The following is a 26,626-nucleotide window of genomic DNA, read 5'->3' as shown; positions in this document are numbered from 1 at the left end:
ATTCAGGAAGACAGGCGGGAGCCTGCCCGACGACAGGGACTCACGCATTCACTTCCAGCACCCAGAGAATCAGCGCCTTCGCGAGGTGCATTCGGTTCTCAGCCTGTTGGAAGACAATGCTCTGCGGGCCATCAATCACTTCATCGGTGACTTCTTTGCCGCGTTTGGCAGGCAGGCAGTGCATGAACCGGGCGGTCTTCGGAGCGAATTTGAGAATGGCCTCGTTGACCTGAAAGGGAGAAAAGACACGTTCCCGATCTTCAGCTTCGGCCTCTTGCCCCATGCTTGTCCAGACATCGGTATAGATGATAGCCGCATCTTTCAGAGCATCTTCAAAGTTTGATGTCTCTGTAATATCAATCTTGGGAAGATAGATTTTGACCCGGTCGAGAAACTCGTTGCCTAATCGATACTCATCGGGAGCACAGAGCACAAACTCCACGCCCAGCATCGAGCAGCAGGCGGCCAATGACGTGGCCACGTTGTTCCCATCGCCGACGAAGACAAACTTCTTGCCGGCAATCGATCCAAAGACTTCCTGCATCGTGAACAGATCGGTCAGCGCCTGGCAGGGATGCCGGTCATCCGACAGCCCATTGATAATAGGCACACCGGCGTAGGTCACGAAGTCGTCGATAAGTTGCTGTGAGAATGTGCGCAGCGCAATGACATCGCTGTAGCCGCCGATCACGCGGGCCACATCCTGCACGGCTTCTCGCCCACCAATGCCCGCATCTTTGGCCGAGAGGAAGATACTGCTCCCGCCCAGTTGCATCATGGCCGCATCAAAGCTGAGACGTGTTCTCAGCGAAGGCTTCTCAAAAACCTGTGTTAACACACGACCTGGCATCAACTGTGGACGGATTCCCTTGGCAACGCCGGTCTTCATTCGCTTCGTCAGGGCGAAGATCTCTTCAATTTCCGCAGTGGACAAATCCACCAACGCGTTCAAATGTCGCATATCCCAAACCCATCTACTCGCAGCTTCCTTTGATTCCTGGAAGCTTGTCACCAATAATCGAATGGTTTATTCGCCGTAGCGACTCATTCATAAGTCAGCCGGGATTCCCGACTGCGATTCAACGACAAAACACATCACATTCAAGGCACCACCAAAAACAATATTGAACGCGAAGGCAGGTCATCCGGCCTTCGCGTTCAATCGGCTTGATGGTCAAAGAAATCCTTCAGAGGTAAACGACTCCAGTGAACAGGAGTTGGGTCTCTGAAAGTCTTTCAGCAATCTCGAAAGGCATCAGACCTGCTGAGCCATCTCAGTCAGAACATCCGCCAGGACATCACACCCTTCATCGACCTGTTCGGCAGTGATGTTGAGCGGAGGGAGCAAACGAATCACTGTATCGTGCGTGGCGTTGATCAAGACGCCACGTTCCATACATTTTGCCACCGCGGGAGTGGCCGGAATGTTTAGTTCCATTCCGATCATCATGCCGCGAATACGGATTTCCCGGACAATTGGCAAAGTTTCCGCGATCTGCTCAAACCGCTGACGAAACTTTTCGCCCATTTGCAGGGCGTTGTCCAGCAACCCTTCCTCTTCAATGGTGCGAAATGTGGCAATCCCGGCGGCCATGGCCAGAGGGTTTCCACCAAATGTACTCCCGTGCATGCCTGGTTTCAGGCTGGCCGCCACATCGTCGCGGCAAATGACGGCCCCAGCCGCTACGCCAGCCGCCAGACCTTTGGCCAGCGACATAATGTCAGGATGAACGCCAGAATGCTGATAGCCAAACCAGTGACCAGTACGGCCAGAACCCGACTGAACTTCGTCAAAGATCAGCAGAATCCCTTCGGCATCGCATAGCTCGCGCAAGCCTTGGAGGAACTCAGTGGAGGCAATGTTGACGCCCCCTTCCCCTTGAACCGGCTCCAACAGAATTCCCGCTGTTTCCTTATCGACGAGTTGCTTCACCGCTTCCAGATCATTGTAAGGCGCATACCGGAAGCCCGGCAGCAGCGGATGGAACCCTTCGTGATACTTCGGTTGAGCCGTGGCTGTTAACGCACCGAACGTCCGGCCATGGAAGCCGTTTTCAAACGTAATGAACCGATAACGCCCGGCTCCCGCATGTGCTCTCGCTATTTTCAAAGCCGCTTCGTTGGCTTCTGCTCCACTATTGCAGAAAAACGCCTTGCCGAAGCTGCGGGTGCAAAGCATTTCGGCGAACTCGCCCTGGGCTTCGGTGTACCACGAGTTAGGAACATGCAACAGCTTTTCAATCTGCTCCTGAACCGCACGCACAACAGTGGGCGGGCAATGTCCCAGCACGTTGCAGCCCCAGCCGGGGAACAGGTCGAGATAACGGCGGCCTTCAGCATCCCAGACATACGAGCCTTCCCCCTGCACGATGCAGACGGGGTAGCGACGATAGTTCGACACCACATACTTGTCGAACCTGGCAATCGTTTCCTGACTGGACTGTGTGGCCATTGCATGCATTGCTGCGACTCTTAAAACATGCCGGAACACCGGCAAAACTATTTCGGCCTCAAAAGTTCGTTATCATCCCTGATGATGGCGAGATAACAGCCATCACGGAATAACGAACAAAGCTGTGCCACGCTCGAGGCCCAAGCGTAACACAAACGTCAAATACTGATCTTGCGAAGTGTACCAGAAGCACAGGTTTGCCCAAAACGGCGGTCAGTGCGAAAATCAGAAATCCGCCATATCGCTCAGACGCCCCAGTTCCTCTGCGATCAGGGAACGATTTCTGTCCCGATCCCCTGGTTAGAGTAAATCTCCAGCAGCACCGAGTGCGGGATACGGGCATCGATGATGTGCACTTTTTTCACCCCTGCGGCCAAAGCTTCCAGAGCCGCTTCCACCTTGGGAACCATCCCCGCGTCGATCGTGCCATCAGCAATCAATTCCCGACAGCGGGCCGCTGTGAGGTGGGATTGCAAGGTGGAGGGGTCTTTGCGATCAAGGAAGATCCCCGGCACATCGCTTAAAAACATCAGCTTGTCAGCCTGAATCAGGCGGGCCACGGCTGCGGCGGCTGTATCGGCATTCACATTGAGCCGTTTGCCTTCGTCATCCAGCGCAACGGAAGGAAGGACAGGGATTCGTCCGCCCCGGCAAGCCGTCAGCAGCACATCCCGGTCAATCTCAGTCACTTCTCCCACACGGCCCAGATCAATCGGCTCACCGCCAGGATTGGGAAGAAAGAGTTGCCTCCCCTTGAGGACATTGACCGACCGGTAACTGAAGCCGACCGCGTCGCCTCCCTGTCTCTCGATCTCGTCGACAAGAGAACCGCAGATCTCACCAGCAAGCGTCCTGGTGACAATCTCCAGCGTCTCGTCGTCAGTATAGCGCCGCCCTTGAACCCAGCGGGGGGTAATTCCCGCAGTGGCCATGGCCGCGTTAATGGCTTTGCCACCTCCATGAATCAGAATAGGGCGTGCGCCGACCGTTTCCATGAAGATCACGTCCGTCAGAAACTGGCGAATAGCGGTGGTTTCTTCGAGCGCGCTTCCTCCCAGTTTGATCACCACATGTCGGTCGCGGAACTGCCGAATCCAGCCCATAGCTTCCAGCAGGACATCCGCTTTGCGGATCGCTGCCTGCATGGAAGACTCCTGTTCGGTGGCCATTCCAGATGCCGTACTGTCTGTTGAGGTTGCGTTCAACGGGAATTTCCTTGCCATTTTCAATGGCGTTGTCTGGCTCGTTCATCATCAAGGAGGCACAACAGGCGGAAAGTTTACACTGACACAACCCATCATGCGAAGTTCACCCAATTTCCTTGGGTCAAGTCAGGATTTCTCCCCCGCAAAAGTGCAAAACACCGCAAACGGATTTTGAGCACTGAGAGATCAACTTGCCCATCATTTTTTGACAGTATTGCAGACAACTGCGCCAAGAATTGGCAACCGATGCAAATCGGAACAGCACTGTTAAACTGCCCCCTCGTGCATTGTCAAAGTATAAAATTTGGGTCTCTTCTGTTGTTAAGTCCGACAACGGAGGACGTTGCGGCGACATCAACCCGAAGACAAAGCCGTGACACGGCACTCGTTCGTCAACATTCTGCGATGACCAATATTTCTCCTTCAAATGCAGGCTGGAATCTCAATGCGGCTGGAAACTACCAACGAAGGACTTGTCGCCCTGGCTCCTGCGAAGCTGAACCTGTCGCTTCGCATTCTGGCTCGACGGCCTGATGGTTTTCATGAAATTGAGACGGTGATGGTCTCCATTCAGCACTACGACACACTGGTGTTTTCACTCCGCGCGGATGGTGAAATTCACCTGAGATGTGAGGATTTGACAGACAGGCAAACCTTTTCTTCCGGCTCAACAGCAACTAACGATATGTCACCTATCCCCGAGGATGACCGAAATCTGGTCGTTCGTGCGGCACGGTTGCTGAAGGAATATGCAGGGACTTCGCAAGGTGTTCAGGTTCTCTTACAGAAACGGATCCCGGCGGAAGCAGGTCTGGCGGGTGGTTCCAGCGATGCCGCCGCGACATTAATGGCGTTGAACCACTTGTGGAAACTTCCATTAAGTTTGGAAGAACTTTCGTTACTCGCAGCGAGATTGGGCAGTGACATTCCTTTCTTTCTTTGTGGGGAATCTCTGGCTGTCTGCCGTGGTCGTGGTGAGCAGATTGATCCCGTTTCTTTAAGGGAAATCCTCTGGTTTGTGGTGGCAAAGCCTGCGGTCGGGCTTTCCACGGCTCTGGTCTATCGACACTGCCAACCCACGAGCAATTCACCCACTGTCGGCCCTTTGCTGACTGGCCTGGCAGAGGGGAACCAGACAGCCGCGGCACATGCTTTGCATAATGGTCTGCAGGCAGCAGCCAGTCAGCTCTGTCCTGCCGTCAGGCAGCTCGAAGCCGAGTTCGCAAAACTTGATGTCCTTGCCCATCAAATGAGCGGAAGCGGTACGGCCTACTTCGGGTGGTGTGCCAGCAAGGTTGCTGCCGAAAAAGCAGCAGCCCAGTTAGCAGCTTTGGGAGTCGGTCAGGTCTTTGTGGCCTGTTCGGGACTTTGAACGTTATTAAGGCAGCTGTTGGATTTCGGACAGAACCCTGATGGTGTAACGAGTGTCTGTGGTCAGCAGGAACCTGTGATCAGCAGGGATCGATTAAGGTCAGCCTGAATCCACGGCAAGATGAGTTTCAGCAAAAACGCTGGCCGCAGTTTCTGCGGTGGACACGATGTCCCGAGATCACGTGCAGATCGGGAGGTCTTTGAGGCTGTCAGAGCACGTGTCGCGATTTCCTCCTGATGAAAATGATTCGGACAAGATTTCTGTCCTGGCTGGAATCAGCGATGTTTGTCGCGTTTTTCCAGGGCACAGCGAGTTTTGTCATGTCGGTGTAAAAAACAAATCACGTCTGCTTCAGACCCGGTGTTGTTTCAGACCCAGTGTCCTGGATCTTCGACGGGTTCCATCTCTTGTGGTCATGTTGAAAACTGAAAAACGGCTCAGCCATTCGTGCTGGCCTGATATGAACGCTCTTGAAAACAAAGCCCTCGATGCTGCCATCCCGTGACTCCCAGAATCACTGCCGGGTGACGGGCGCGGTGTCGACCGATTTTCTTCGATGTTCTTTTTTTGTTGTGTCGCTTGTTTTTGAACAGTTTGGTCATTGTCAACCAGTGTTCGTCATTCCGGATGATGAGGAGTACGGCCATGGAAATTACTGAAATTCGCATCAAGCTCATGGATGATCCCAGTGAGCGACTTCAGGCGTTTTGTTCGGTCACACTTGATGGGTGCTTTGTCATCCGTGATTTGAAGATCATTCAAGGGACGCGTGGCTCGTTTGTGGCGATGCCCAGTCGTAAACTGATGGATCGCTGCCCGCGCTGTTCATGCAAGAACCATCTTCGTGCCCGATTCTGTAATGAGTGCGGTTGCCAACTGCATGAAGAACGGGCGAACAAGGCCGATGACGGACGCGCCAAGCTCTATGCCGACATTGCACATCCGATCAATTCCGAATGCCGCGAGCGCATCCAGGCCAGCGTCATTGTGGCCTACTCGCTGGAACTGGAGAAAGCCAAACTCCCCGGCTACATCTGCACCTACGACGACTTCGGTGAAGAATCCTACGCCACATCAGTCGAGGAACTCGTCTATAGCGAACGCGAACCACAGATAGCACTGGTTTCCGGCTACAGCATGAATCCCGGTATGGCAGCGACAACCCCCGCTGCGGTCTCCTCCGTTGCTGTCATCGCACCTCCTTCCCGGCCAAAGCACACTTACGTCAATCGGGTGGCACAACTGGAAGAGGAAGGTTTTGGATCAGGTCTCGTTTAATGGAATTCCGGTCACGCTGTCGCATTCAGTGTACGAGCGTCGCATTCAGTGCAGTGGCACCGTACCTGTGATTTCGCTCATCAAAACCATTCAAAAAGAAGACCGTCGAGAGCAAAACCGCTTTCGACGGTCTTCTTTTTTTGATTTCTACGGCACGACTTCAGCCACATCTCTTGAGAAGAAACGGTTCTGATATGGGTATTGGAAACCGTTCTCTGGTATGCTGCCTGTCGGGTCGTGGCGAAATCTGTGCGTGCCTGCAATTTTCGCTGACTGCCGGTTGATTGAACGCGTACATGGAGGTTGTCGCGAATGTCGGTTCCTGTCCGTCAAATGTGGACGATTGCCAGCTACGTTCTTAAGCAGAAGCTCAGGGGCAACAAGCGATATCCCCTCGTGCTGATGCTGGAACCTTTGTTCCGTTGCAATCTGGCCTGTGCCGGATGCGGCAAGATTCAGCATCCCGTGGAGATTCTCCGGAAGAATCTTTCACCTGAAGAATGCTTTGCCGCTGCTGAAGAATGCGGTGCCCCCGTCATCTCGATTCCCGGTGGCGAACCGTTGCTTCATCCCCAGATTGGTGAGATTGTCGCCGGGTTGGTGGCTCGCAAAAAATTCGTCTACCTCTGCACCAATGCCATCCTTCTGGAAAAACACCTCCACAAGTTCCAGCCCAGCCCTTATCTGACGTTCTCAATCCATCTGGACGGCCCGAAGGAAGAGCACGACTTCGCTGTCTGCCGGGATGGTGTCTATGAGGTCGCGATTGATGCGATCAAAACGGCAATCGCCAAAGGCTACCGGGTGACCACCAACACCACGGTTTATAACAACGCTCAGCCGGAAGCGCTGCGGGAGATGTTCGACACGCTCGCTGATCTGGGGGTGGAAGGCATGATGCTTTCGCCAGGATATCAGTACGAAAAAGCCCCCATCCAGACGCTCTTCTTGCAGAAGCAGCAGACCATCTCGCTCTTTCGCCAGTTGTTTGCGAATGCCAAACGCCGCTGGAAATTCAATCTTTCCCCACTGTTTGTCGAATTCCTGCAAGGAGCCTGGAATCTGGAATGCACGCCCTGGGGTAGCCCGACTTACAACCTCTTTGGCTGGCAGAAGCCTTGTTATCTGATGAATGAAGGCTATGTTTCCACCTTCCGGGAGTTGATGGAAACGACCAATTGGCCCGCATACGGCCAAGCCAGCGGGAACCCCAAGTGCGCCAACTGTATGGTGCATTGCGGCTATGAACCCACAGCCGTCGCTGCCACCTTTGGCAGCTGGAATGGTCTGTATGCGACCGCCATTCGCACACTATTTGGCCCGCGCCAGAAAAACCTGCCACCATTAGAATCGTCCGTCACCACGGGTTCATCAGGTGCCACGTTGAATGTGATTGAAGCTCCGGTGGGGCAGATGGCTTGCGGCATGTCGGCCAGCAGTTCTTCCTGTGCCTCGAACAGTAATCTCGTTCAACTGGAACCTCATCCCGCGACCTTATCCCCCGGGCGGTCACGAATTGCTGCGGATTCGGTCGAGTCTGAACAGGTCTCTGTGGCCTTGCATACTTGAGTGATGAGCCACTGTTGCCATGCCGCTAATTTCTGTCACCGATCTGAGCGATCCCCGGCTGGATGTCTACCGCGATGTCAAACGCCAGGGGGTGATGCGCCATGGAAAATACTTCATTGTCGAAGGCGTTCGCACTGTGGAGCGTCTGCTTGCCAGTCGCTTTGAAGTGGAGTCATTGCTACTGACGGAAGAACGTGTCAGTCATTGGGCCGATCAACTTCCTGCTGATCTCCCGGTTTATGTCCTCCCGACGGCGATGGCGTCTCAACTGATTGGTTTTCATCTCCATGTGGGGGTCATGGGATGCGGTCGCCGCGAGCGAACATTCTCACTGGAGGCGTTGCTGGGACTTCCCGAACCACCGCCGCCCTATGCGCTGCAAACTTCTGCATTGTCAGCCACATCTTTAAGACAACCCGACATTCCCCGGCAGATGCTGTTGGTGGTCTGTCCCAATTGCGACAACCCGGAAAACCTGGGAGCCATCATCCGGATTGCCAGTGCCTTTCGTGCTCAGGGACTTTTGCTGGGTGATGCCTGCTGCGACCCATTTTCCCGGCGGGTGATCCGTGTTTCGATGGGAAACATTTTTCAATTGCCAATTCGTGAAAGCCGTAATCTGTCGCAGGATCTGGAGCGTCTTCGTACCGGGTTTGGCTTTGAAACCATGGGCACAGTCTTAAGCGATGCCGCCAGTTCATTGAAGACCATTCAGCGACCGCAACGGCTCGCCCTGCTGTTAGGGAACGAAGCAGAAGGACTGACATCGCAATGGATTGACCAGTGCGATCATCTGGTGACGATCCCCATGCCACCCGATGTTGACAGCCTGAACGTGGCTGTTGCTGCGGGAATCTTCCTTTATCAGTTTTCTTAAGCCGTGATCATTTCACAATCGCATTGACCCCGGTGGTTTGAAAAGCAGGATCCATTTCGTTGATGCAGGTCATTTCCAGCAATGAAGCGGGGGTGGCGTCATGTGGATGCCGAGATTGAAGAAGCGTCCACATGGCGGGACTGCCGGGATGTAAAGAAGGTTGAACTGAAGCAAGCCCAAGGGCCTGTTCTCCGTGGATGGTGGCTAGCGGCAGAAGATCCAAAGGGTCGGCTGAGGGATGTAATCGGCCGACTTCGCGAAGCTCATTCCAAAGCGACAGATCCGGATTGGAAGCCCGGCTGTCAGTGCCCAGCGCAACAGGAATGTTGCGTGATCGCAATTCTTGCCAGGGATAAGGATCGTGTCCAAAAGCCCGGTGCGTGCGCGGGCACCAGACCACCGACATCTGATCGTGTTGGGCGATCATGTTCATCTGGTCGGGGGTCAGATAGTTGCCATGAATGATCAGGCTGCGAGGTGCTTTTGCCAGGCACTCCAATTCCTCGAACAGGCTTCGTCCGCCGAAAAGAGCGGTCTCCCAAAGGCCAAAATCCTGCAACATTTGAGCCAGCGGGCCGGTTCCCTTTTCAAGAAGTTCCAGTTCTTCGCGGGTTTCGGCAAGGTGCATGGCGACCGGAACCTGATGAGTCTTCGCCAGCTCAACGACGTTCTCCAGCAGCGATATTGGAACCGTGTAGGGAGCATGCGGGCTGAGAGCGAAATGCCATCCTTCCTGGCCGCTGCGCGAGATCGCTTCCTGCAATTGAGAAGCTCGCGAAAGGAGTTGCTGCTGTCGCTCGGGAGAGAACCCCAGCACTTCAGCAAAGAGCATCATTCGCAGGTTTTTCGCGCGGAGGCCCAATGATGACGATTGATCTTTGAGGATGTCTGGCGAACTCAGAAGTTCCAGCCAGCCCTCGGTGGCAATCTCGCCGATCATTCGTACGCCATGTTGATGCGACTCCTGGATTCCCTGAGTGATGGCACTGACGGGAGAGTGTGACGGGCCTGAAGATGATTGGCTGGGGGCTTGTTGTCGGCCCGTGATAACGGCACGGATCCAGTCGGCGAATGTTCCCGACGTCGGATAAGGTTCCTTCAGCGCCGAAAATTCCAGGTGCGTGTGAGCATTGACCAACGGGGGAATCATGACGCGACCGGTACGACGGCTGCCGGCTGGTTGTGGTCGAAGATCAACAATCATCCCATGTTCAATAATCAGGCGGCAGTGCTCAAGGCATTCCCAGTCTTGCCGGGTGAGTGGTTTGCTCACCTCAGGATCGAACTTGGGGCGAATCAGCCAGTCGATATCAATGATCTGCTGTTCTGAGGGGGATGGCGCGGGTGCAATAGAAGGAGTGACGGCAGCGGTGGGCCGACGGGGAAGCTGAACGGGCGGTGGAGTTTGCGGCCCGACGGGGCAGGCTTTGAGAATGGCCTCCAGATCGGTTGCCACGACGGTGATCGATTCAACCGCCATTTTGAAATTGGTGTGATCGCTGATCCGGGCCGCATCTTCAGTGAACTGCTTGATGCTGGCTTTGAACTTCGGCAACTTCCTTCGGAGCATCAACAGATATTTTTCCGGAAGCTCCCGTTGTGTTTCCAGGGCACGGGAAAGATCAAAAGCGGCACGCACCATGCCCATCAGTTCGGGAAAGTCTTCCGCTTCCGGGGAATGCTTGAGGAATGTCCGCACCATCCAGGCGTGGGACATGAGTTGTTGGCAACGATGGACGGCTTCAGCAGGTGTCATACTTGCTGATTGTAATCAGATGCCGGCGGTTGCTGGCAACTCCGGCAGGTCAAGTTGAGCAGATCAAGTTGGGTTTGATCCACTTTCGATAATTACCGGCCGCTATAAAAGACACAAAGAACCTGGGCATCTGCTTGATAGGGGTTCAGCAGGCGGTGCGGCGTGGTGGCATCGAAGTAGAGACTGTCGCCCTCTTCGAGTTCCAGAATTTCGTTGTTGTATTCCAGTTGAACCTTGCCGTTGACGACTAAAAGGAATTCTTCACCTTCATGCCCCAGTGCTTCTTTGCGCTGTCCACCCACAGGCACGGTGAGCAGAAACGGATCCATCGCGCGATCGGGACGGACATGGGCGAGCGATTCGTAAACGATATTCGAGGTTTCGGGATTGCGTTCGACAAGCTGTCGTTCGCCTTTCCGGGTGATCGCCATCTGTGGCTTGCGGTCAAGCCCTTCCACGAGTTCCGCAACCGTCACCCCCAGAGCGGCGGCGATTTGTCCCAGGGATTGCAAGGAAGGCGTGATCCGAAAGTTCTCAACCTTTGACCACCAGCTCCGTGTTAATCCCGTGCGCGAAGAGACCTGATCGAGCGTGAGCCGCTGATCAATCCGGAGATTTTTGATGCGCTGAGCCAGTTCGACGAGGTTCATACCGGGAGCATACCATAAGTGGTGATATGACAACACACTCTGCTGATTGTGAATTCTTGGTGTGAGATGGTTGGGAGCGGGAGAGCACCACGTCATCACACTATTATTAATTCAGTTCCTGCCATCCTTCTCTTAAACGATCCTGCACGATTTCCAACATGAGAGGATGCAGTCCGAGATGAGGACAGAGAATCACGCTCACGTGGGGAAATTCCTTGCCAAGAACCGTTCGGTATTCCTCCAGATCTGTTGTGACATGCACCCCAGCCGAGAGGAAATAAGGGAGCATCAGCAATCGCTCAATCCCCGGAACAAGGCAGGTGCGGGCGGCTGTCAGAATGTCCGGCTGGGCAAGTTCCAGATATCCACAAGCAATCGGGCCAGCATGGCCAGCGGCTTTTAGCCAGTCGGCAATCTGCACCAGATCGGTATTGGCCACCGATCGGCGACTGCCGTGTGCAATTAGCAGAATAGCCGTCTTTTCAAAAGCGGCGCGACCATCCGCGATAAGGTTTTCCTGTTCCATGGCTCCTGCTTCTGCCGTCATTCAGCAGTTCCTGACTTAATGAAAAAATTCGCATCGTTCGCTTCAGACATCGTCATCACTGTTTAGAGTCGGCCTGCGGAGGTGTTTTCTGCCAGGTCGGCAATCATGGCCCGGGTGGCGGCTTCAGTCGCCGCTTCCCATTGGTTTTCACCGAAAGTTTCCGCGTAAGCCGGGCTGCGGAAAGCGAAGTTAATCCCTCGAGAACTGTTGACGACGGCTCCCAGACCCTGCTGGTCAAAAGCGGCGGCAACATCACTCGCGTCCCCCCCCTGCGCTCCATATCCCGGAATGAGAAGTGGCGTGTGCGGCATCTGCTGGCGAAGTTCCCCCAGTTCCTGAGGATACGTCGCACCAACAACAGCCCCGATCGCGCCGTAATGTGACGTCCCTGTCGAAGCAGCGGCCAATTGTTCCACCGTCTCTGCAACGCGTTGATACAGCGTCTGATTCTGGGAATTGACGTGGTTTTGAAATGATCCCGAACCGGGGTTGCTGGTACGAACCAGAACATAGATTCCGGCGCCTCGCTCATGACAAAGCTTAACGAACGGCGCCAGCGTGTCGTCACCCAGATAAGGACTGACGGTCAACGCATCGGCCGCATAAGGGGCCGCCTGGGGATCTTCTCCCGCGAGATAGGCTTTGGCATAGGCTTCTGCCGTCGTGCCAATGTCGCCACGCTTGGCGTCACAGATTACGACCAAACCCTGCGCCCGGCCATAACGAATGACGCGCGCCAGAGCCACGCTTCCTTCCGGGCCTAATTCTTCAAAGAAGGCGGCTTGCGGTTTGATGGCAGGAACAAGTGGTGCCACGACATCAATGACCCGCACGCAGAATTCTTCAAACGCCGCCGCCATGACCGCAGCCGGATGATCATACATCGACTCTGCCGCGGTCTTGATCTTCTGGGGAAGAAGATCCCAGCGAGGATCAAGGCCCACGAGAGCAGGCGTTTTTTTCGACTGAATCGCACGATCCAGTCGTTCAGAGAATGAGGCCATGTCGGGATCTCAAAGACAAAAAACCAAGAAAATAGACAACAGCACGGAGGCTTTATTTGGCGACTTGAGCGGGGATCAAGCCACTTGACCGCAGCCAGTCTTCACAACGAGCGGGCCAGGTAGCCGCCGGGCCGGCGTCCTTCTGCATTCCAAACCCATGCCCACCCGTGGAATAAATATGCAGGTCGAAGGGGACATTGGCACTCTTCAAAGATCGGGCATAGAAGAGGCTGCTTTCACAGGTGACGGGGTCGTTGAACGCATGTGCCAGAAAGGCAGGTGGTGTTTTGGAACTGATCGGGAATAAATCCGTCAGCTCGCCACTTTTGGTCATGTAAGCGGGATAAACCAGAATCGTAAAATCCGGACGGATACTTGGACTGGCTGTCGGTTTTTCTGCGACCTTTTCTACAACTTTTTCTGTGGGTGTCGCTTCTGGATGATCAAAACGCGTGCTGGCCAATGCCGCCAGATGGCCACCCGCCGAGAAGCCCAGAATCCCGATGCGGTCTTCACGCAGGCCCCATTCTTTGGCATGGGCACGCACCAGTTCGATCGCGCGCTGGCCATCTTCCAGAGGCGCTTTCCAGTTGGGCTGGTCTTTGCGGGCGGGAACGCGGTACTTCAGCAGGATGGCAGTGACCCCCAGCGAGTTCAGCCATTGGCAGACATCAGTCCCTTCGTGCTCAATGGCAAGGATGTTATACCCCCCGCCCGGACAGACGATGACCGAGGTTCCATTCTTGAGTTCTTGAGGGGGTTCAAAGATCGTGAGTGTGGGCTTGGCCACATTTTGCAGACGAGCCACTTTTCGCCCGGCAGTCAACGCCGGAGCCAGCCCTTCGGGAGCAGCCAGAGGGGCGTTCTGAGCCGATCCTTCCGGCCAGAGGTCAATCACCTTTTCCGTCTCTGCGGCGGTCGCTGGCACTGCCAGTGAGCATGCCAGCACCAGCGTCCAGACCCATGCCGGTTTCACAGAGTGAATAAGCTTGACCGATTGAAGAAGATTGACCGGGTGAAGAAGAGGATGGAGTCGCATATCGCCTCTGCTGAAAGGGTGTGAAATCATGAGAGATGCAACAGCTTAGGCATTTTCTTTCGTGATGGGGAGAATCTTTGTGGAAATCAGCAGTGCAAAATTTCCCCGCAGTGCGAAGTGATGAAACTCAGAGCCTGCCCGAGAAAACACCTCCGCACAGAAGAAGGCTGGAGTCAGCAGCCAGATTAATCACAAGCGCCACCACTGACAACGCCCCCCCTCGCGTACCCTTGCGGGCTTCGTGGCGGCGTATGAGAGTCAGTTGTTGATCCACGATTGCGTCTTACGCCACCAGCCCCTTGCAGGGTTTGGGGCGGCGTTTGAAAGTCAGTCGTTCATCCACGATTGGGTCTTACGCCGCCAGAAAATCGGTTGTTAATGGGGTTGATTGACTCCTCTCCCATTCCGATGGGAGAGGCTGGGTGAGGGCGAGTCCTAATGTCAAACGACGGCCATGCTCTCTACTCACCGAGAGTGATCCAGTCACGCTTTTTATTGATAACACCCACTGGAAAATCCCTCACATCAAGGGGGAAGGTGGCTTGCTGCTCCTGTCGACTTCAGCAGACAATTGTGGTCGAGATGAATTCATTCTGACCGATCAGTGAACGAGAGGTTGAACAATGTTGCCGCGTGTGCTTGAACCAGAAGTGATGGAGACTCTCGATGAAGCCCTCGCTTATGACCTGATGGATTTTCAAGCGGTCAACAGGTCGTTTGTGACGGATTTGCTGGCTGCCCTCCAGAAGACAAACTATTCGTTGACCTCCAGCACCTGTGTGGTGGATATCGGCACCGGGACGGCTCGGATTCCTCTGGAGTTTTGTCAGCAATCGTTACTCGGGCGAGTGGTGGCTGTTGACCTTTCTTCAGCGATGCTGGCGATTGCCCGTAAAAACGTGGCCCAGAAGGACTTTTCACAGCGCATCATCTTGCGAGAAACAACTTCCAGCCAACTCGTGAAAGAGGGGGAAAAGTTTGACGTGCTGATGTCGAACAGTCTGGTGCATCATGTGCCCGATGCGGCTGGTTTACTGCACGAATTTGCCAGTCTGTTGAAACCAGGCGGGAGGATATTTGTCCGCGATCTGGCCCGGCCAGAATCCAGCGAAGCGATCGAAGCCCTCGTCGATTTGCATGCTGCCGGCGAGACAGCACATCAGCGGCAACTCTTCCGCCAATCGTTGGCAGCGGCTCTGACATGGGAAGAAATCATCGCCATCGCCAGGACATTGCCTCTGTTAACGGAAGTCATGATGACGAGTGATCGGCACTGGACACTGGTCGGAATCTGCGAATAGCGAGACTTCTCCTTCGAGTGAACTTTGGCTCGTGGCGCTTGTCAGTCTGAAGTCTTGCCGCCATTCTTGAGAGAACATTTTTCGTTTTGTTGGTGGATTAATCCTGCCCACGGCGGGAAATGATTCCTTCACCACCTCTTTCATGCCGCGAGGCAGAACGCCTCACTTTTGACCAGGCACGATTTATGCTTTATCAACGAATTATTCCCTGCCTTGATGTTCATGCTGGCCGGGTGGTTAAAGGGGTGAACTTCCTCAATCTCCAGGATGCTGGCGATCCGGTAGAAGTGGCGGCCCGCTATGAACGTGATGGGGCCGACGAGCTGGTATTTCTGGATATTACGGCCAGCCACGAAGAACGCGGCATCATTCATGATGTTGTTCGCCGAACGTCTGAGGTCTGCTTTATGCCACTGACGGTAGGTGGGGGGATTCGGAATCTCGACGATATTCGCACTCTTCTTCAAGCCGGATGCGATAAGGTTTCGATCAACTCGGCTGCTGTTAAAGATCCTGAATTTGTCCGGGCGGCGGCGTTGAAGTTTGGCAAGCAATGTATTGTTGTGAACATTGACCCACGACGTGTGACACAGGCCGATGGATCGGTGACGTGGGAAGTTCATATTAATGGAGGCCGCAAGCCAACCGGGCTGGAAGCAGTGTCATGGGCCAAAGAAGTGGAACGACTGGGTGCCGGCGAGATCGTGTTGACCTCGATGGATGCTGATGGCACCAAGGACGGTTATGACTTTGAAATGACCCGCGCTGTGGCTGACGCGGTGGAGATTCCTGTCGTGGCCAGTGGCGGGGCAGGTCATCCTGAGCATTTGCGACAGATCCTGCAGGAAGGTCACGCCAGTGCGGCTCTGGCTGCGAGCATCTTTCACTATGGAACACATCCGATCGGTGCCACCAAGCAGTATCTGCTCGATCATGGCGTTCCCGTACGAATGAACCCTCCCATTGGCCTGGGACACCCCATGGTCTCATGAATTGGGACGGCCCACGGCTTCAGGAAATGGAAATTCCCGCCAGAGATGGCAGCGCCCACACGTCGTTCACGGCCACACTTTTATTCACTGCCAGCAGAATCCGCCTCTGCAGCATGGGCGGGCTGATCTGGCGTGGCAGGAGAGACTGCGGCTTCCCAGCTGGTTGCAACACGGATCTCATCCACTTCATAGGATGTCCCCTGTGAATAGATCATGAGATGGTCATAGGATGTCTGATCGTAGTCAGGGTTTGAGATCGCTGTCCATGCCAGGGGTTCGCTGGTCAGTGGGGTTTCGTCTTGAGAGTAGACCCTCAAAAAGACCTGATCCGGCCCGTGACTTCCCGCCACGATTTTCATGACATAGAAATACGATTCCCCGACAGATAACGGCGGAGCCACCTGAAGGTTTTGATCGTTATGCGACAGGATCGGCAGACGCTCTGAGTTCATGCCTGCCAAAATACGCCGCTGCGTATTGCCCGAGTCAGAGCAGCGGAGTGAGACACTGGCATACTGAGTTTTCCGGGGATCGATGTCTTCTATTTTCCTCAGGTAAAAACTCAGATAATAGACGGCGTCGATATCAAGTCGAACGGGCTGTTCCAACGAGCGTTTGGCCAGGTCTTTCTTGGAAGTGAGCCGAAGAAGTCCATCGCGCTCTGGTTGACGTCGCGACTCAGGTTCTAATGTGGCTTGATGATCCCATGTAACATTGGCTTTTCTAGCCGCTCCGATATGGTGCAGCCACGGGCCACTCCAGCCAAATCCCCCTTGGGAATCGTCAGATTGTTGCTCTGAACTTGAGAAACCATCATAGGCCAAAAGACCGCCTCGTTTTGGCCTCCCCGTTGCCGTTTGTTCTGGCGTCTCTCGTTGAAAATCGCCTGGATTCAATGACATGGAATCGATCTGGGTCGCGCTGATTCGTCGGGCATCCCCTGCGTCAATAATCCCTTCGCCCTCGGGCACCATGGCGGATTCAATCCGCACCTGTCCATCAAAGACATGCAGTTCGACATCCCCCTCCTGATTGACAAAAGCCCCGTATTCCGTGCCGATATCAAACACTGTTCCTCGCGGGGTGATGAGGGCAAATTCATTGGCCATTTCATGCCCATGAAGCACGACTTTTCCCGAGTCGAGATAGGCACTCTGATGAGACATGATCCTTAATTGGGCCGGGCCTTCGAGCACCAGGCGTACCCCTGAGTCGAAGCGAAATTCGGCGACACCACTTTTCAGCCGTAAATCACTGGAAAGAAGTCTTGTGCCGCCAAAGAGGGGGATCGCGTGATCCTCCCAGACGCAATCCTGAGATCGTACCAGAGTGGCAAGAAACGTCGGTGTCGTCGGTTGCACGACAATCCGTTGCTGATTGATCACTGTCGCTGGTTGTTGAGTCGTTGCCAGTAATTGAGAAACGCCCAGCGTCGAAAGAACAGAGGCTAAAACGACCGCCAGATATTTTGTTCCCAAATAGGCACGTCTCCATCGGCTGGGTGGAGCCTGTGGCGCTGCAGGCATGAGCAGGGAGGGCGGTTCACTGTCTGCCGGGTTCGACTGTGCCAGTTCGATCAATCCCTGATCAACATCGAGCAGGTGGTAATAGCTTTGGCGCGCTTCTGGGTTTTGTAAAAGAAGCTGCTCCAGTTCCTGGTGCTCCTGGCGGGTGATTTCACCCAGCATCATTCGCAAGGAAAGTTCACCGACGCGGGTGACAACCGAAGATCGCGTGGACGGCTGGGGGCTGATGTCAGTTTCCCCACGCGGTTCGGGCGGATTGGAATGAGACAAAGAGTGGTTTTCTTGAGAGTGCATGTTTTGAATATCGTCAGAAGAAGGATGGCTGGCGTTGGTCTCTGAGGACATGAGTCAGACTCCTTCCACTGAAAATTTACGTTGAACACATTCCATCAGATTTCGGCGGAGAATCCCGAGCCGGTTGTAAAGTGTCTGCACCGCTTTGCCTGTGGTTGCGGCAATGTCTTTGATCGGAAAGTTTTCGGCATACATTTGAAACAGTAATCGTTGATCACTGGTGGGAAGCATTTCGACACATGTCACCAACAGATCAAGGCGGGTTCCCTGATGAGTCAGGTGGGCCTCCCGCTCGCGCGACATCACTTCCAATAATTCTTCACTGAAAGTCACTTTGCGGCGATAAAGTGCCCGGCGATGATTGCAGACGACGAAAAAAGCGATCTTTGACGCCCACGCAAAGAAATCACGGGTGTGGTCGAACTCGTCAAATTTACTCCAGAGCGTGAGACTGACCTTTTGCAGGAGATCTTCAGCATCATGACGATGGGGAACAAGAGTCAGAATGTACCCCAGCAAGCGGGAATGTTCTTTGGTGAGCAAAGAGACAAACCGCTCACTTTTCTGGTGTGGGTTCGATCCACCGGGTCGCTGTTCCATGATACCTGTTGCTCCCATGAGATCGCGGGATTGAGCCTCTCACGCATCATCTCTTACTTCTCATTGTCCTGAGTGGCACGATACTTACCAATGAATCTTCCGGCTTTGGACGAATCGCCGTTTCCATCGAACCAGAAATGCCTGCTAAACTCCTGACTTTTCGAGTCCCATGATTCCCTCTGCTGCCATGATCGCTGCTGACGAATTAAAGCAAACCCTATTGAGGAATGGGTTTGCGATGGTAGGGATTACGCCCGCCATCAGTCCGCCCGGCGTAACGAGACTGCACGAATGGCTGGCGGCCGGCTATGCGGGGGACATGTCTTACCTGGATCGTCGCAAAGAGGCTTACTCTCATCCCGAATTTGTGCTGGAGGGTGTGGCTTCCGTGGTGATGACAGCCTGGAATTATCAGCAGCCGCTCTCACCTTCTGAAGACGTTTGTTCGAGTCCCCGAATTGCCTCGTATGCTCACCTCCCGGAAGATTATCACCATTGGCTCAGACCGAAGCTGGCGCAGGGAGTCGCTGTTCTTCACAAACACTTTTCCAAGGATAAAACGCGAGTCGTGATCGACACGGCACCGCTTCTTGAACGGGATTTTGCACGCCTTTCGGGGCTGGGCTGGTTTGGTAAAAACACCATGCTGATCAACCGGCAACAAGGGAGTTTCCTTCTGCTGGCGGCGATTCTCACGCAGACGGCGCTCCCGAGTGATGCTCCTCATGAAACGGCCCATTGCGGCAGTTGCACACGATGTCTGGATGCCTGCCCTACTTCGGCCTTTCCTGAAGCTGGCGTACTGGACGCCACCCGCTGTGTGTCGTATTTAACCATTGAACAGAAAGGTTTACCCCCAAGGGATCTCCGCTCTGGCATCGGCCCGTGGCTGTTGGGATGTGATATCTGCCAGGATGTTTGTCCCTGGAATACAAAGCAGCAAAAGCGGCATGAGCGTGAAAAACAATTCTCACCCAATGAACCTGTCTCACCCCACAAGTTTCTTCAGAGTGAGTCGTGGGCGGTACAAACGGCCGCCGATGCGAAATTGTTCCTGACAATCTCAACCGCCGACTTTAAGGCCCGGTTTCAACAAACTCCTTTGGAACGTCCCGGTCGTGTGGGCATGGCCAGGAATGCGGCGATCGTTCTGGGAAATCTTGGCTCACCAGATGACTGGCCAGTCCTGGCACACGCGTTGAATGATGAGTCACCGATTGTCAGAGGGGCCAGTGTCTGGGCTGCGGGTGAATTGGCCCGACGCCACCCCTCGCTTCGACCAATCATTGAGATATCATTGCGAAATCAATTGGAGTTGGAGGATACTTTGAGCCATTCAAACCATGATGTCCTCGACGAACTGCGGGCGGTGCTGGAGCCAGATCCTCATCTCCTTGCTAATCCCCCATAGGAAATACGTCCATGCCGGTTCTCATCCCTTCACCGACGCAGATCAAGGCGGCTGGAAATCAACCCAAGCTGATTCGGGAGTATTTCGGCCGAGTGAATAGTGACGATTCGGCGATCAGCGTGGCCCATATGCAAAGTCCCGGCGGGTGGGTGGAACCGGGGCAAACCCCACAGTTTGACGAATACACGCTGGTTCTCCATGGCGAACTGCAGGTGGAATCCAACGATGGCGTGCTGTTTGTCAAAGCGGGACAGGCCGTTCTGACACACAAGGGCGAATGGGTGCGTTACAGCACTCCGGGCGAAGCTGGCGCGGAATATGTGGCGATTTGCCTGCCCGCGTTTTCTCCAGAAACGGTTCATCGCGATGATGAAGGTTAAGTCGATCTTCACGTCGTGCCACGAGGGTTCGGTCTGAAAAATTCCTCTCTCTTCATGGAAGAGGAAGGCTGTCCCAATATTCATTTGCAGTTTCGATTTTGCCTTTATCAATCCACGAAAGCAGAGATCATGGCCGCGACGACGATTGGAGTCTTTGGAGCAACCGGGCGAATGGGGCAGCGCGTGCTGGCTTGTGCTTTGACTGATGCGGCACTGAAAGTCACCGCAGCCTATGAGCGTCCCGGGCATGGTCAGGAGGGCAAGGATGTGGGAGAACTGGCCGGTCTGGGAGCGATTGGCGTTCCCCTCACCTGCGAGATCACCACCGCGCCCGATGTGATCATCGATTTCTCAACTCCCGAAAGCTCGGTGGAACTGGCCAAAGAATGTGCTAGGCGACAGCTAAAACTGGTGCTGGCGACGACAGGCTTTACACCGGAGCAGAAAGCTGAAATCACCGCAGCGGCAGAAAAAACAGCGATTCTCTGGGCTCCCAGCATGAGCCTGGCGGTTAATGTGGCGATGAAGCTGGTGGCGGATGCCGGGAGGGCCTTGAAGGAAACATCCAGTGGGGTCGATGTTGAGATTATCGAACGACATCATCGCTTCAAGGAAGATGCCCCCAGTGGAACGGCGTTGAAGTTTGGCGAAATTGTGGCAGCCGAGATGGGTCAGACGGATCATGTTCATGGGCGTGAAGGCCGGATTGGCCAGCGACCTCGGGGCGAGATTGGTTACCATGCCTTGCGCACGGGAGACAATGTCGGTGAACACACCATTGTCTTCGGTTTGATGGGCGAAACACTGGAGGTGACTGTGCGTGGTAACTCGCGCGACAGCTATGCTCAGGGATCCCTGACGGCTGCCAAGTTTCTTGCTAAAAAATCGGCCGGACTCTATTCCATGGCCGATGCTTTGGGGTTAAATGACGCCTCGAAATAAGCCCTTGTCAGCTGGTTGTTCGTATTGTCTTAACTCACAGACTTAGCCCTGCATCGTCGCAACCTGAGTCCGGCATCGTGGAGTGATCCCTGAGGCTGGATGCTGATTCTGCGGGGCACTGATTTTGAAATCCCGTTTTATGAAGATTGTTCTGCTTCAAGCCAATCCAACTGTGGGAGATCTTGCCGGGAACGCCCGTCTGGTCAAAGAAGCAGCACAGACAGCGATTCAAAGCGGGGCCGATCTGCTTGTCACGAGTGAGTTGCTGCTTTCGGGTTATCCCCCCAAGGACTTGTTGCTTCGGCAGGGTTTTGTGGCAGCTTGCGACCGCTTGATCGAACAACTCGCTGGTGAATTGCCGCCCACATTGGGGGTAGTGATCGGGCATCCGTCTCATCGCGGGTGTCCTGCGGGGCGTGTGGCCAATGCGGCCAGTCTGGTCTGTGGTGGACAAGTCCTCGCGACGGTTCATAAGCAATTGTTACCGAACTATGACGTCTTTGACGAACGGCGTTACTTCCGTCCTGCCGCTGCGATTGTGCCGGTTCCTTTTCGGGGAGAAATGCTGGGCATTCATATCTGTGAAGATGCCTGGTTTCATGATCCATCGACGTTCTATGCGACAGATCCCGAACAACTGGGAGACCCGCTTGCGAAATTGGGGGCGCAGGGAGCGACGATGTTTATCAATCTTTCCGCCAGCCCTTTTGAAGTCGGAAAGTCGCGCCGGCGGCATGAATTGATGGCTTATCACGCCCGACACTGGAATGTGCCGTTTCTCTTTGCTGATCAGATTGGCGGAAACGATGACCTGGTATTCGATGGGCAAAGTTTTGCTCTGGATGCCAATGGGGCCTGTGTGGCGTCACTCCCTGCGTTTCGTCCGGGATTGTTACAGGTTGATACAAAACAACTGCCACCACCGCAGATCATGCTGCCCACGCGAAAAGAGTCCGACCTGCACGAAGCCATCGTTCTGGCGATACGTGACTACTGCGGCAAATCGGGTTTTACAGATTGTGTGCTGGGGCTTTCCGGCGGTGTCGACAGCGCGCTCGTGGCCTATCTGGCAGCTCAGGCTCTGGGGGCTGAGCATGTGCATGGACTGTTGCTGCCCAGCAGATACAGCACAGATCATAGCTTGAGTGATGCGATAGCTTTGGCCGAGCGGTTGGGGATTCCGCATGCAACAATCCCGATCGATCCGGTTCATCAGGCCTATGAAGGGATTCCTGTTCTCAGCGATGAACTGGCTTCCAAGCCTGCGGGACTGGCGGATCAGAACCTGCAATCGCGCATCCGCGGGGCGATTGTCATGGCGCGGAGCAATCACAATGGCTGGCTGGCTTTGGCCACTGGCAACAAGAGTGAACTGGCCATGGGCTATTGCACGTTATATGGCGATATGAATGGTGCTTACGCACCACTGGCTGATCTTTATAAGGGCGAGGTTTATGCCTTGTGTGAGTTCATCAATGAGTCTGAAGGGAAAGAAATCATTCCCAGGAACATCATTGTGAAACCCCCTTCGGCTGAGTTAGCTCCCAACCAGTTCGATCAGGATACCTTGCCAGCCTATGACATTCTGGACGGGATCTTACAAGGGCTGGTAGATCGGGAAGAATCGGTTGCTCAACTCAGCGAGAGATACCCTCGCGAGACGGTTGAATGGATTGCCCGACGATTGGATCGTAATGAATACAAACGGTGGCAGATGCCCCCCGGCGTGAAGGTATCGCCACGAGCCTATGGCGTGGGCCGCCGCATGCCGATGGCTGCAAAATGCGATGGTGACTGGGGTGTTTAATACGCATTCCAGGCGAGCGGGCACACTAAAACACATCAATTTCTGGAGCGAGGCTCAGTTGAACCAGGCGGCAAATCCGAAGAAGCGGCCACCGAAGACGCTTTGCAATTGATTCCAGGACTGCGCCGTTGAAAGCTGGCCTTCTTCCAGATAAGGACTGGCGGCGGTTCCGCTGACCCAGAGCACCAGGTCAAATCGCCCGGGCTTCTGAAAAACGTGCAACAGATTGACGCCACGCCCTGTCTGGCCGTTTGATTTCTCAAGATCGCCTCGCCAAAAGGGGATCAGTTTTTTTCCGGTGAGCAGCGCTTCCATTTCATCGAGCACCAGATGCCAGCCGGTGATCTGTTCGCGCTGGAGCCTTAAGCCGATGGCGACGTTTTTCTGGCGGTCATTGGGGAGCCATTCGTCATCATCGTCGGTTTCTGCATCAATGAGTTTCCAACTCAGGCGGCTCAATTCAATCATCTTCAGGAAATGGGCATGAGCGCTCCGCATCCGGTTCGCATCCGTCAATTCAAAATTGATGAGATGAATGAAGGCGATGGCGTCGGCAATTCGCGAGAAATCAAAGAGATGATCCCCATCGCGGTCGACTTCCTGATTCCACGGATAGGGGGTGACCGGTTTGGCATAGAACATATGGCTCGTTCGTTCAAACAATTCCTGCGTATTGTAAGCGGCTGATAAATCGCAAATGGCCATCAGGAAGTGGCAGTAACCTCTTAACCAGACGGCGTCACCCTCATCGATCTGGATCACGAATTGTTCGCGCGGGATTTGCTGAAGGGGCATCCCCATCCCTATTAACAGGTTCCAGAGCGCCTCTTCGTCAGCGATTTTCCCGACGCGATTCCAGTCAAATGAGACCAGTCCCGGTCGAAAGGGAAGCTTCACTTTCGACTGTTCCACGCCGGTCAATGTCTTTTCCGCCACAGCGAGCGATTGGCCAAGTTTTTGAAAAAGATCTTGAACATCAACATAACGCACCGGTTCAGGCTTCGGGTTTTCAGAAATCCCGCGAAAGAACGGCAGTGTCAGTGAACGAGCGGTTCCATTGCCGGCCCCATATTTGTACTGCGCTGCCGTGAACTGATTGATCGCGTCGAGAAACTGCAGTAACCCCAGTGCAAAGCGAACTTCGGCATTGTCGGGCCGATCAGCGAGTTCCTTTTCCAGTTGAGCCATTCCGCCCTTGAAATCCCCTGATGCACTCGACTTTTCCAAGACCTGTGCGGGCGAGTCATGAGCGGCAGCACTCTCTCCTTTCAGAGAGAACGCTCCCATCCAAACAACCGCAAGGCCGCAAAGACAACGCAGAAACACGCTATGAAATCGCATGGGCAGCTTCCCTGGAGACAGCATGGCAATCCCCCAAGTGTACCAAGACGCGGAGACAAAGTTTCACCAGCGATCAAATAATTGGCACACATGATCGCCTTGACCAGACAAGCCTTATCTCACGGAGATTTTCAACGAAGAATGCCGACTTTTCTGTGAACTTCTCTGGCGATTTTCAGATGCAGAGCAGCATCATGTCGGGTAGCGTAATCATTCATGTCTCCTCGTGTGTTGGCGAGGAATACGTGATTGAGTGATGGAACTATTACTTCCCCGTCAGGATGCAAATCATGGTTAATGCCGTTGAAGTTGTCAGCTCTGGAAACCTTCTGATTGTTCGTGTCACGGGTAAGCTGGATGCCGCTGCCTACGAACAGTTTGTCCCAGTGATTGAGCAAACCGTGGCCGAGTATGGCAAGCTGCGACTGCTCTTTGAAATGCACGATTTTCATGGCTGGACGATGGGTGCCCTCTGGCAGGACATTAAGTTCGACTTCAAGCATGGAAAAGATATCGAAAAGCTGGCCATTGTCGGCGAAAGTCAATGGGAAGCCGGGATGGCCACGTTCTGTAAGCCCTTCACGTCGGCATCGATCAAATACTTCGACCACACAAAAATTGAAGAGGCCAAAGCCTGGGTCGTTTCCTGATCGACATGAACGGGTTCTTGCCATAAAGACTTGTTTCCGATGACTGAGTGACGTGTCACACTGGCTGGTCCTGGGGGGCAACGGGATGTCACGTCTTCTGTTGTCGGATGAACCCCACTTGTTCAACCCGGCTGTTCAAGTTCAATAGTCCATTGAGTGCAGATTTCTTTGATTCAGAAATGCAGCAGCATTGCAGAATCAACGATTCATCACGACACTGCTGAAGAGATTCTCACACCACCTCTGTGCGTGCCGATTTTGCCGGGCATTCAGGGCGTTTCTCACAGGCACAACCGGTTGTGTCGGGCGTTCTCAGTTCTGGCCGGGTTCTTGTTGGTTGACCCCCTCGGGAAGATTGTCGTGATGGTTGATTTTGCCCTGTCCACCGGGTGGGTTCCACAGATGCTGAGCCTGGGAGCAGTCACAGAAACCGGCATTTCGGGTGTGCTGCTTCTGTGGTGCCTGATGGTTGCCTGTAGTTCACTGCTGGGAGGATGGCTCCCTTCGTTAATCCGGGTGACTCACCGTCGCTTGCAGTGGATTATCAGCACTGTGGGCGGGTTCATGGTGGGGGTCGCGCTTTTTCATCAGGTTCCCCACGCCATCCATGCTCTGGGTGATGGTGGAGTCAGTGGCCCTGTGGATGTGGCCATGCTCTGGGTGGTGATCGGCCTGATCGCCATGTTCCTGATGCTCCGGGCCTTCCACTTCCATTCTCATGCCCACGGTGAAGATGAGCCCGGACATGGACATCATCACGATCATTCGCACGATCACGATGGAGGGGTCTGCCATCACGATCATACCCCGGGGATGCTGCCAATCATGTCACCGGCGGTCGTCACGGACTCACTGCTGTCCGTGATCCAGCCTCCCGAAGGTCCTGCGCCGGTTCCTGAACCACCGCGTGCCGCTCACGATCTCAGCTGGATGGCCATGACTTTCGGACTGGTGGTTCATACGCTAGTAGATGGCATGGCACTGGCGGCTGCGGTGAAGACAGACCAATTGCATCTTCCCGGCGGAAGTCTGTTCGGGCTGGGGACTTTTCTCGCCATTGCCCTGCATAAACCGCTCGATTCTCTGTCGATTACCTCTTTGATGGTCGCTGCGGGAAGCCCTCCTCTCTGGCGGGCGATTGTGAACGTCGGCTACTCCCTGATGTGCCCGCTCGGAGCACTGCTGTTTGTGCTGGGAGTTCAACAATTGGAGGGCCAGCAGGCTTTCATTGTAGGGACGGCTCTCGCGTTCTCTGCCGGGGCTTTCCTGTGTATTGCTTTGGCAGATCTGTTACCAGAAGTGCAATTCCATTCGCATGACCGCTGGCAGCTTTCGGCTTTACTGGTCGCGGGAACGGCGGCTGCCTGGGCGATTGGTTTCCTGGAACCGGCTCACACGCATGGTGGTGGACACTCAGGACATCTTCATGATCATGCCGGGCACAGCCATGGATCAGCCGAGGATTCCCAGCAACTGCGAGTCAAAATCCAGTAGTGCCGTGTTGAGTCATGTCCAGAATTGATGACCCCCGTGCCATGTTCACGGCTCTGAGCTGTCTTTTATACACAACTTTTTCGTCTCCTGAATCGCTGCATGCAACCGCTAAAACGCGACGATTAAGAACGGAACCACC

At 54.4% G+C, this 26,626-nt stretch carries 23 protein-coding genes; 12 read left to right on the top strand and 11 right to left on the bottom strand.

Annotation, left to right across the window (positions count from 1 at the left end):
- Nucleotides 1-40: 40 nt before the first annotated feature.
- The 3 genes from argF to argB all read right to left on the bottom strand — a co-directional run bounded on the left by argF (nt 41) and on the right by argB (nt 3,597).
- Complete coding sequence (argF, locus tag SH287x_RS19505) at nt 41-961, bottom strand: ornithine carbamoyltransferase (protein WP_479516070.1); 921 nt, start codon at nt 959-961, stop codon at nt 41-43.
- Between the two features lie 294 nt (nt 962-1,255).
- Nucleotides 1,256-2,461: an aspartate aminotransferase family protein gene (locus tag SH287x_RS19500; RefSeq protein ID WP_479516069.1), complete on the bottom strand. Its 1,206-nt coding sequence runs from the start codon at nt 2,459-2,461 to the stop codon at nt 1,256-1,258.
- A 260-nt stretch (nt 2,462-2,721) separates the two neighbouring features.
- Nucleotides 2,722-3,597, bottom strand: a complete 876-nt coding sequence (argB, locus tag SH287x_RS19495) for an acetylglutamate kinase (protein WP_479518741.1) — start codon at nt 3,595-3,597, stop codon at nt 2,722-2,724.
- 505 nt (nt 3,598-4,102) lie between these two features.
- On the opposite strand from argB, the gene ispE reads away from it, so the two are divergent.
- The 4 genes from ispE (at nt 4,103) to SH287x_RS19475 (ending at nt 8,753) form a co-directional block, all read left to right on the top strand.
- Nucleotides 4,103-5,029: a 4-(cytidine 5'-diphospho)-2-C-methyl-D-erythritol kinase gene (ispE, locus tag SH287x_RS19490; protein ID WP_479516068.1), complete on the top strand. Its 927-nt coding sequence runs from the start codon at nt 4,103-4,105 to the stop codon at nt 5,027-5,029.
- A 645-nt stretch (nt 5,030-5,674) separates the two neighbouring features.
- Entirely contained in the window at nt 5,675-6,307 is a 633-nt protein-coding gene (locus SH287x_RS19485) for a SpoVG family protein (RefSeq protein WP_479516067.1), read from the top strand.
- 312 nt (nt 6,308-6,619) lie between these two features.
- Nucleotides 6,620-7,876 (top strand): adenosyl-hopene transferase HpnH, encoded by a 1,257-nt coding sequence (gene hpnH, locus SH287x_RS19480; protein WP_479516066.1) that lies wholly within the window; start codon nt 6,620-6,622, stop codon nt 7,874-7,876.
- Between the two features lie 19 nt (nt 7,877-7,895).
- Nucleotides 7,896-8,753: a TrmH family RNA methyltransferase gene (locus tag SH287x_RS19475; protein ID WP_479516065.1), complete on the top strand. Its 858-nt coding sequence runs from the start codon at nt 7,896-7,898 to the stop codon at nt 8,751-8,753.
- Between the two features lie 7 nt (nt 8,754-8,760).
- On the opposite strand, the gene SH287x_RS19470 is transcribed toward SH287x_RS19475, so the two are convergent.
- The 5 genes from SH287x_RS19470 to SH287x_RS19450 form a co-directional block, all read right to left on the bottom strand.
- A complete protein-coding gene (locus tag SH287x_RS19470) occupies nt 8,761-10,509 on the bottom strand; it encodes an amidohydrolase family protein (RefSeq protein WP_479516064.1) in 1,749 nt (582 codons plus the stop codon).
- A gap of 92 nt (nt 10,510-10,601) precedes the next feature.
- Nucleotides 10,602-11,255: a helix-turn-helix domain-containing protein gene (locus SH287x_RS19465; protein WP_479516063.1), complete on the bottom strand. Its 654-nt coding sequence runs from the start codon at nt 11,253-11,255 to the stop codon at nt 10,602-10,604.
- Between the two features lie 10 nt (nt 11,256-11,265).
- Complete coding sequence (locus SH287x_RS19460) at nt 11,266-11,706, bottom strand: sirohydrochlorin chelatase (RefSeq protein WP_479516062.1); 441 nt, start codon at nt 11,704-11,706, stop codon at nt 11,266-11,268.
- A 62-nt stretch (nt 11,707-11,768) separates the two neighbouring features.
- Complete coding sequence (gene pyrF, locus SH287x_RS19455) at nt 11,769-12,710, bottom strand: orotidine-5'-phosphate decarboxylase (protein ID WP_479516061.1); 942 nt, start codon at nt 12,708-12,710, stop codon at nt 11,769-11,771.
- Nucleotides 12,711-12,762: 52 nt separating this feature from the next.
- The gene (locus SH287x_RS19450; protein WP_479516060.1) at nt 12,763-13,749 is read right to left on the bottom strand and encodes an alpha/beta hydrolase; all 987 of its coding nucleotides are present in this window, start codon (nt 13,747-13,749) and stop codon (nt 12,763-12,765) included.
- A gap of 623 nt (nt 13,750-14,372) precedes the next feature.
- Here SH287x_RS19450 and SH287x_RS19445 point away from each other — a divergent pair.
- Nucleotides 14,373-15,050 (top strand): class I SAM-dependent methyltransferase, encoded by a 678-nt coding sequence (locus SH287x_RS19445; RefSeq protein ID WP_479516059.1) that lies wholly within the window; start codon nt 14,373-14,375, stop codon nt 15,048-15,050.
- Between the two features lie 185 nt (nt 15,051-15,235).
- On the top strand, nt 15,236-16,042 hold the full coding sequence (hisF, locus tag SH287x_RS19440; protein ID WP_479516058.1) for an imidazole glycerol phosphate synthase subunit HisF: 807 nt from the start codon (nt 15,236-15,238) through the stop codon (nt 16,040-16,042).
- Between the two features lie 80 nt (nt 16,043-16,122).
- On the opposite strand, the gene SH287x_RS19435 is transcribed toward hisF, so the two are convergent.
- Both SH287x_RS19435 and SH287x_RS19430 read right to left on the bottom strand, forming a co-directional pair.
- Nucleotides 16,123-17,913 carry a hypothetical protein gene (locus SH287x_RS19435; protein ID WP_479516057.1) on the bottom strand — a complete coding sequence of 597 codons (1,791 nt, stop codon included), beginning with the start codon at nt 17,911-17,913 and terminating at the stop codon, nt 16,123-16,125.
- Nucleotides 17,914-17,916: 3 nt separating this feature from the next.
- The gene (locus SH287x_RS19430) at nt 17,917-18,462 is read right to left on the bottom strand and encodes a sigma-70 family RNA polymerase sigma factor (RefSeq protein ID WP_479516056.1); all 546 of its coding nucleotides are present in this window, start codon (nt 18,460-18,462) and stop codon (nt 17,917-17,919) included.
- A 169-nt stretch (nt 18,463-18,631) separates the two neighbouring features.
- On the opposite strand from SH287x_RS19430, the gene queG reads away from it, so the two are divergent.
- From queG to SH287x_RS19410, 4 genes are all read left to right on the top strand, one after another.
- Nucleotides 18,632-19,873 carry a tRNA epoxyqueuosine(34) reductase QueG gene (queG, locus tag SH287x_RS19425; protein ID WP_479516055.1) on the top strand — a complete coding sequence of 414 codons (1,242 nt, stop codon included), beginning with the start codon at nt 18,632-18,634 and terminating at the stop codon, nt 19,871-19,873.
- 11 nt (nt 19,874-19,884) lie between these two features.
- Complete coding sequence (locus SH287x_RS19420; protein ID WP_479516054.1) at nt 19,885-20,253, top strand: cupin domain-containing protein; 369 nt, start codon at nt 19,885-19,887, stop codon at nt 20,251-20,253.
- Between the two features lie 129 nt (nt 20,254-20,382).
- The gene (gene dapB, locus SH287x_RS19415; protein ID WP_479516053.1) at nt 20,383-21,195 is read left to right on the top strand and encodes a 4-hydroxy-tetrahydrodipicolinate reductase; all 813 of its coding nucleotides are present in this window, start codon (nt 20,383-20,385) and stop codon (nt 21,193-21,195) included.
- A gap of 139 nt (nt 21,196-21,334) precedes the next feature.
- Nucleotides 21,335-23,002 (top strand): NAD+ synthase, encoded by a 1,668-nt coding sequence (locus SH287x_RS19410; RefSeq protein WP_479516052.1) that lies wholly within the window; start codon nt 21,335-21,337, stop codon nt 23,000-23,002.
- A gap of 54 nt (nt 23,003-23,056) precedes the next feature.
- Here the strand turns inward: SH287x_RS19410 and SH287x_RS19405 are convergent, their stop codons facing one another.
- Nucleotides 23,057-24,343: a hypothetical protein gene (locus tag SH287x_RS19405; protein ID WP_479516051.1), complete on the bottom strand. Its 1,287-nt coding sequence runs from the start codon at nt 24,341-24,343 to the stop codon at nt 23,057-23,059.
- Nucleotides 24,344-24,633: 290 nt separating this feature from the next.
- Here SH287x_RS19405 and SH287x_RS19400 point away from each other — a divergent pair, with 290 nt between their 5' ends.
- Complete coding sequence (locus tag SH287x_RS19400) at nt 24,634-24,993, top strand: SpoIIAA family protein (protein WP_479516049.1); 360 nt, start codon at nt 24,634-24,636, stop codon at nt 24,991-24,993.
- A 363-nt stretch (nt 24,994-25,356) separates the two neighbouring features.
- On the top strand, nt 25,357-26,487 hold the full coding sequence (locus tag SH287x_RS19395) for a ZIP family metal transporter (protein WP_479518740.1): 1,131 nt from the start codon (nt 25,357-25,359) through the stop codon (nt 26,485-26,487).
- Nucleotides 26,488-26,626 lie beyond the last annotated feature (139 nt).

The sequence above is a fragment of the Planctopirus sp. SH287 genome (assembly GCF_056500625.1).
Note: the sequence above shows the minus strand (reverse complement) of the source record. Positions and strands in the feature narration are given on the sequence as shown.

Coding starts and splice junctions, on each gene's coding strand:
- pyrF (WP_479516061.1), bottom strand. CDS start 12,710: ATGGCCTCATTCTCTGAACGACTGGATCGTGCGATTCAGTCGAAAAAA.
- SH287x_RS19400 (WP_479516049.1), top strand. CDS start 24,634: ATGGTTAATGCCGTTGAAGTTGTCAGCTCTGGAAACCTTCTGATTGTT.
- SH287x_RS19485 (WP_479516067.1), top strand. CDS start 5,675: ATGGAAATTACTGAAATTCGCATCAAGCTCATGGATGATCCCAGTGAG.
- argF (WP_479516070.1), bottom strand. CDS start 961: ATGCGACATTTGAACGCGTTGGTGGATTTGTCCACTGCGGAAATTGAA.
- hpnH (WP_479516066.1), top strand. CDS start 6,620: ATGTCGGTTCCTGTCCGTCAAATGTGGACGATTGCCAGCTACGTTCTT.
- SH287x_RS19465 (WP_479516063.1), bottom strand. CDS start 11,255: ATGACGTGGTGCTCTCCCGCTCCCAACCATCTCACACCAAGAATTCAC.
- queG (WP_479516055.1), top strand. CDS start 18,632: ATGATTCCCTCTGCTGCCATGATCGCTGCTGACGAATTAAAGCAAACC.
- SH287x_RS19445 (WP_479516059.1), top strand. CDS start 14,373: ATGTTGCCGCGTGTGCTTGAACCAGAAGTGATGGAGACTCTCGATGAA.
- ispE (WP_479516068.1), top strand. CDS start 4,103: ATGCGGCTGGAAACTACCAACGAAGGACTTGTCGCCCTGGCTCCTGCG.
- dapB (WP_479516053.1), top strand. CDS start 20,383: ATGGCCGCGACGACGATTGGAGTCTTTGGAGCAACCGGGCGAATGGGG.
- SH287x_RS19420 (WP_479516054.1), top strand. CDS start 19,885: ATGCCGGTTCTCATCCCTTCACCGACGCAGATCAAGGCGGCTGGAAAT.
- SH287x_RS19410 (WP_479516052.1), top strand. CDS start 21,335: ATGAAGATTGTTCTGCTTCAAGCCAATCCAACTGTGGGAGATCTTGCC.
- SH287x_RS19450 (WP_479516060.1), bottom strand. CDS start 13,749: ATGCGACTCCATCCTCTTCTTCACCCGGTCAATCTTCTTCAATCGGTC.
- SH287x_RS19475 (WP_479516065.1), top strand. CDS start 7,896: ATGCCGCTAATTTCTGTCACCGATCTGAGCGATCCCCGGCTGGATGTC.
- hisF (WP_479516058.1), top strand. CDS start 15,236: ATGCTTTATCAACGAATTATTCCCTGCCTTGATGTTCATGCTGGCCGG.
- SH287x_RS19430 (WP_479516056.1), bottom strand. CDS start 18,462: ATGGAACAGCGACCCGGTGGATCGAACCCACACCAGAAAAGTGAGCGG.
- argB (WP_479518741.1), bottom strand. CDS start 3,597: ATGCAGGCAGCGATCCGCAAAGCGGATGTCCTGCTGGAAGCTATGGGC.
- SH287x_RS19435 (WP_479516057.1), bottom strand. CDS start 17,913: ATGTCCTCAGAGACCAACGCCAGCCATCCTTCTTCTGACGATATTCAA.
- SH287x_RS19470 (WP_479516064.1), bottom strand. CDS start 10,509: ATGACACCTGCTGAAGCCGTCCATCGTTGCCAACAACTCATGTCCCAC.
- SH287x_RS19395 (WP_479518740.1), top strand. CDS start 25,357: ATGGTTGATTTTGCCCTGTCCACCGGGTGGGTTCCACAGATGCTGAGC.
- SH287x_RS19500 (WP_479516069.1), bottom strand. CDS start 2,461: ATGCATGCAATGGCCACACAGTCCAGTCAGGAAACGATTGCCAGGTTC.
- SH287x_RS19460 (WP_479516062.1), bottom strand. CDS start 11,706: ATGACGGCAGAAGCAGGAGCCATGGAACAGGAAAACCTTATCGCGGAT.
- SH287x_RS19405 (WP_479516051.1), bottom strand. CDS start 24,343: ATGCGATTTCATAGCGTGTTTCTGCGTTGTCTTTGCGGCCTTGCGGTT.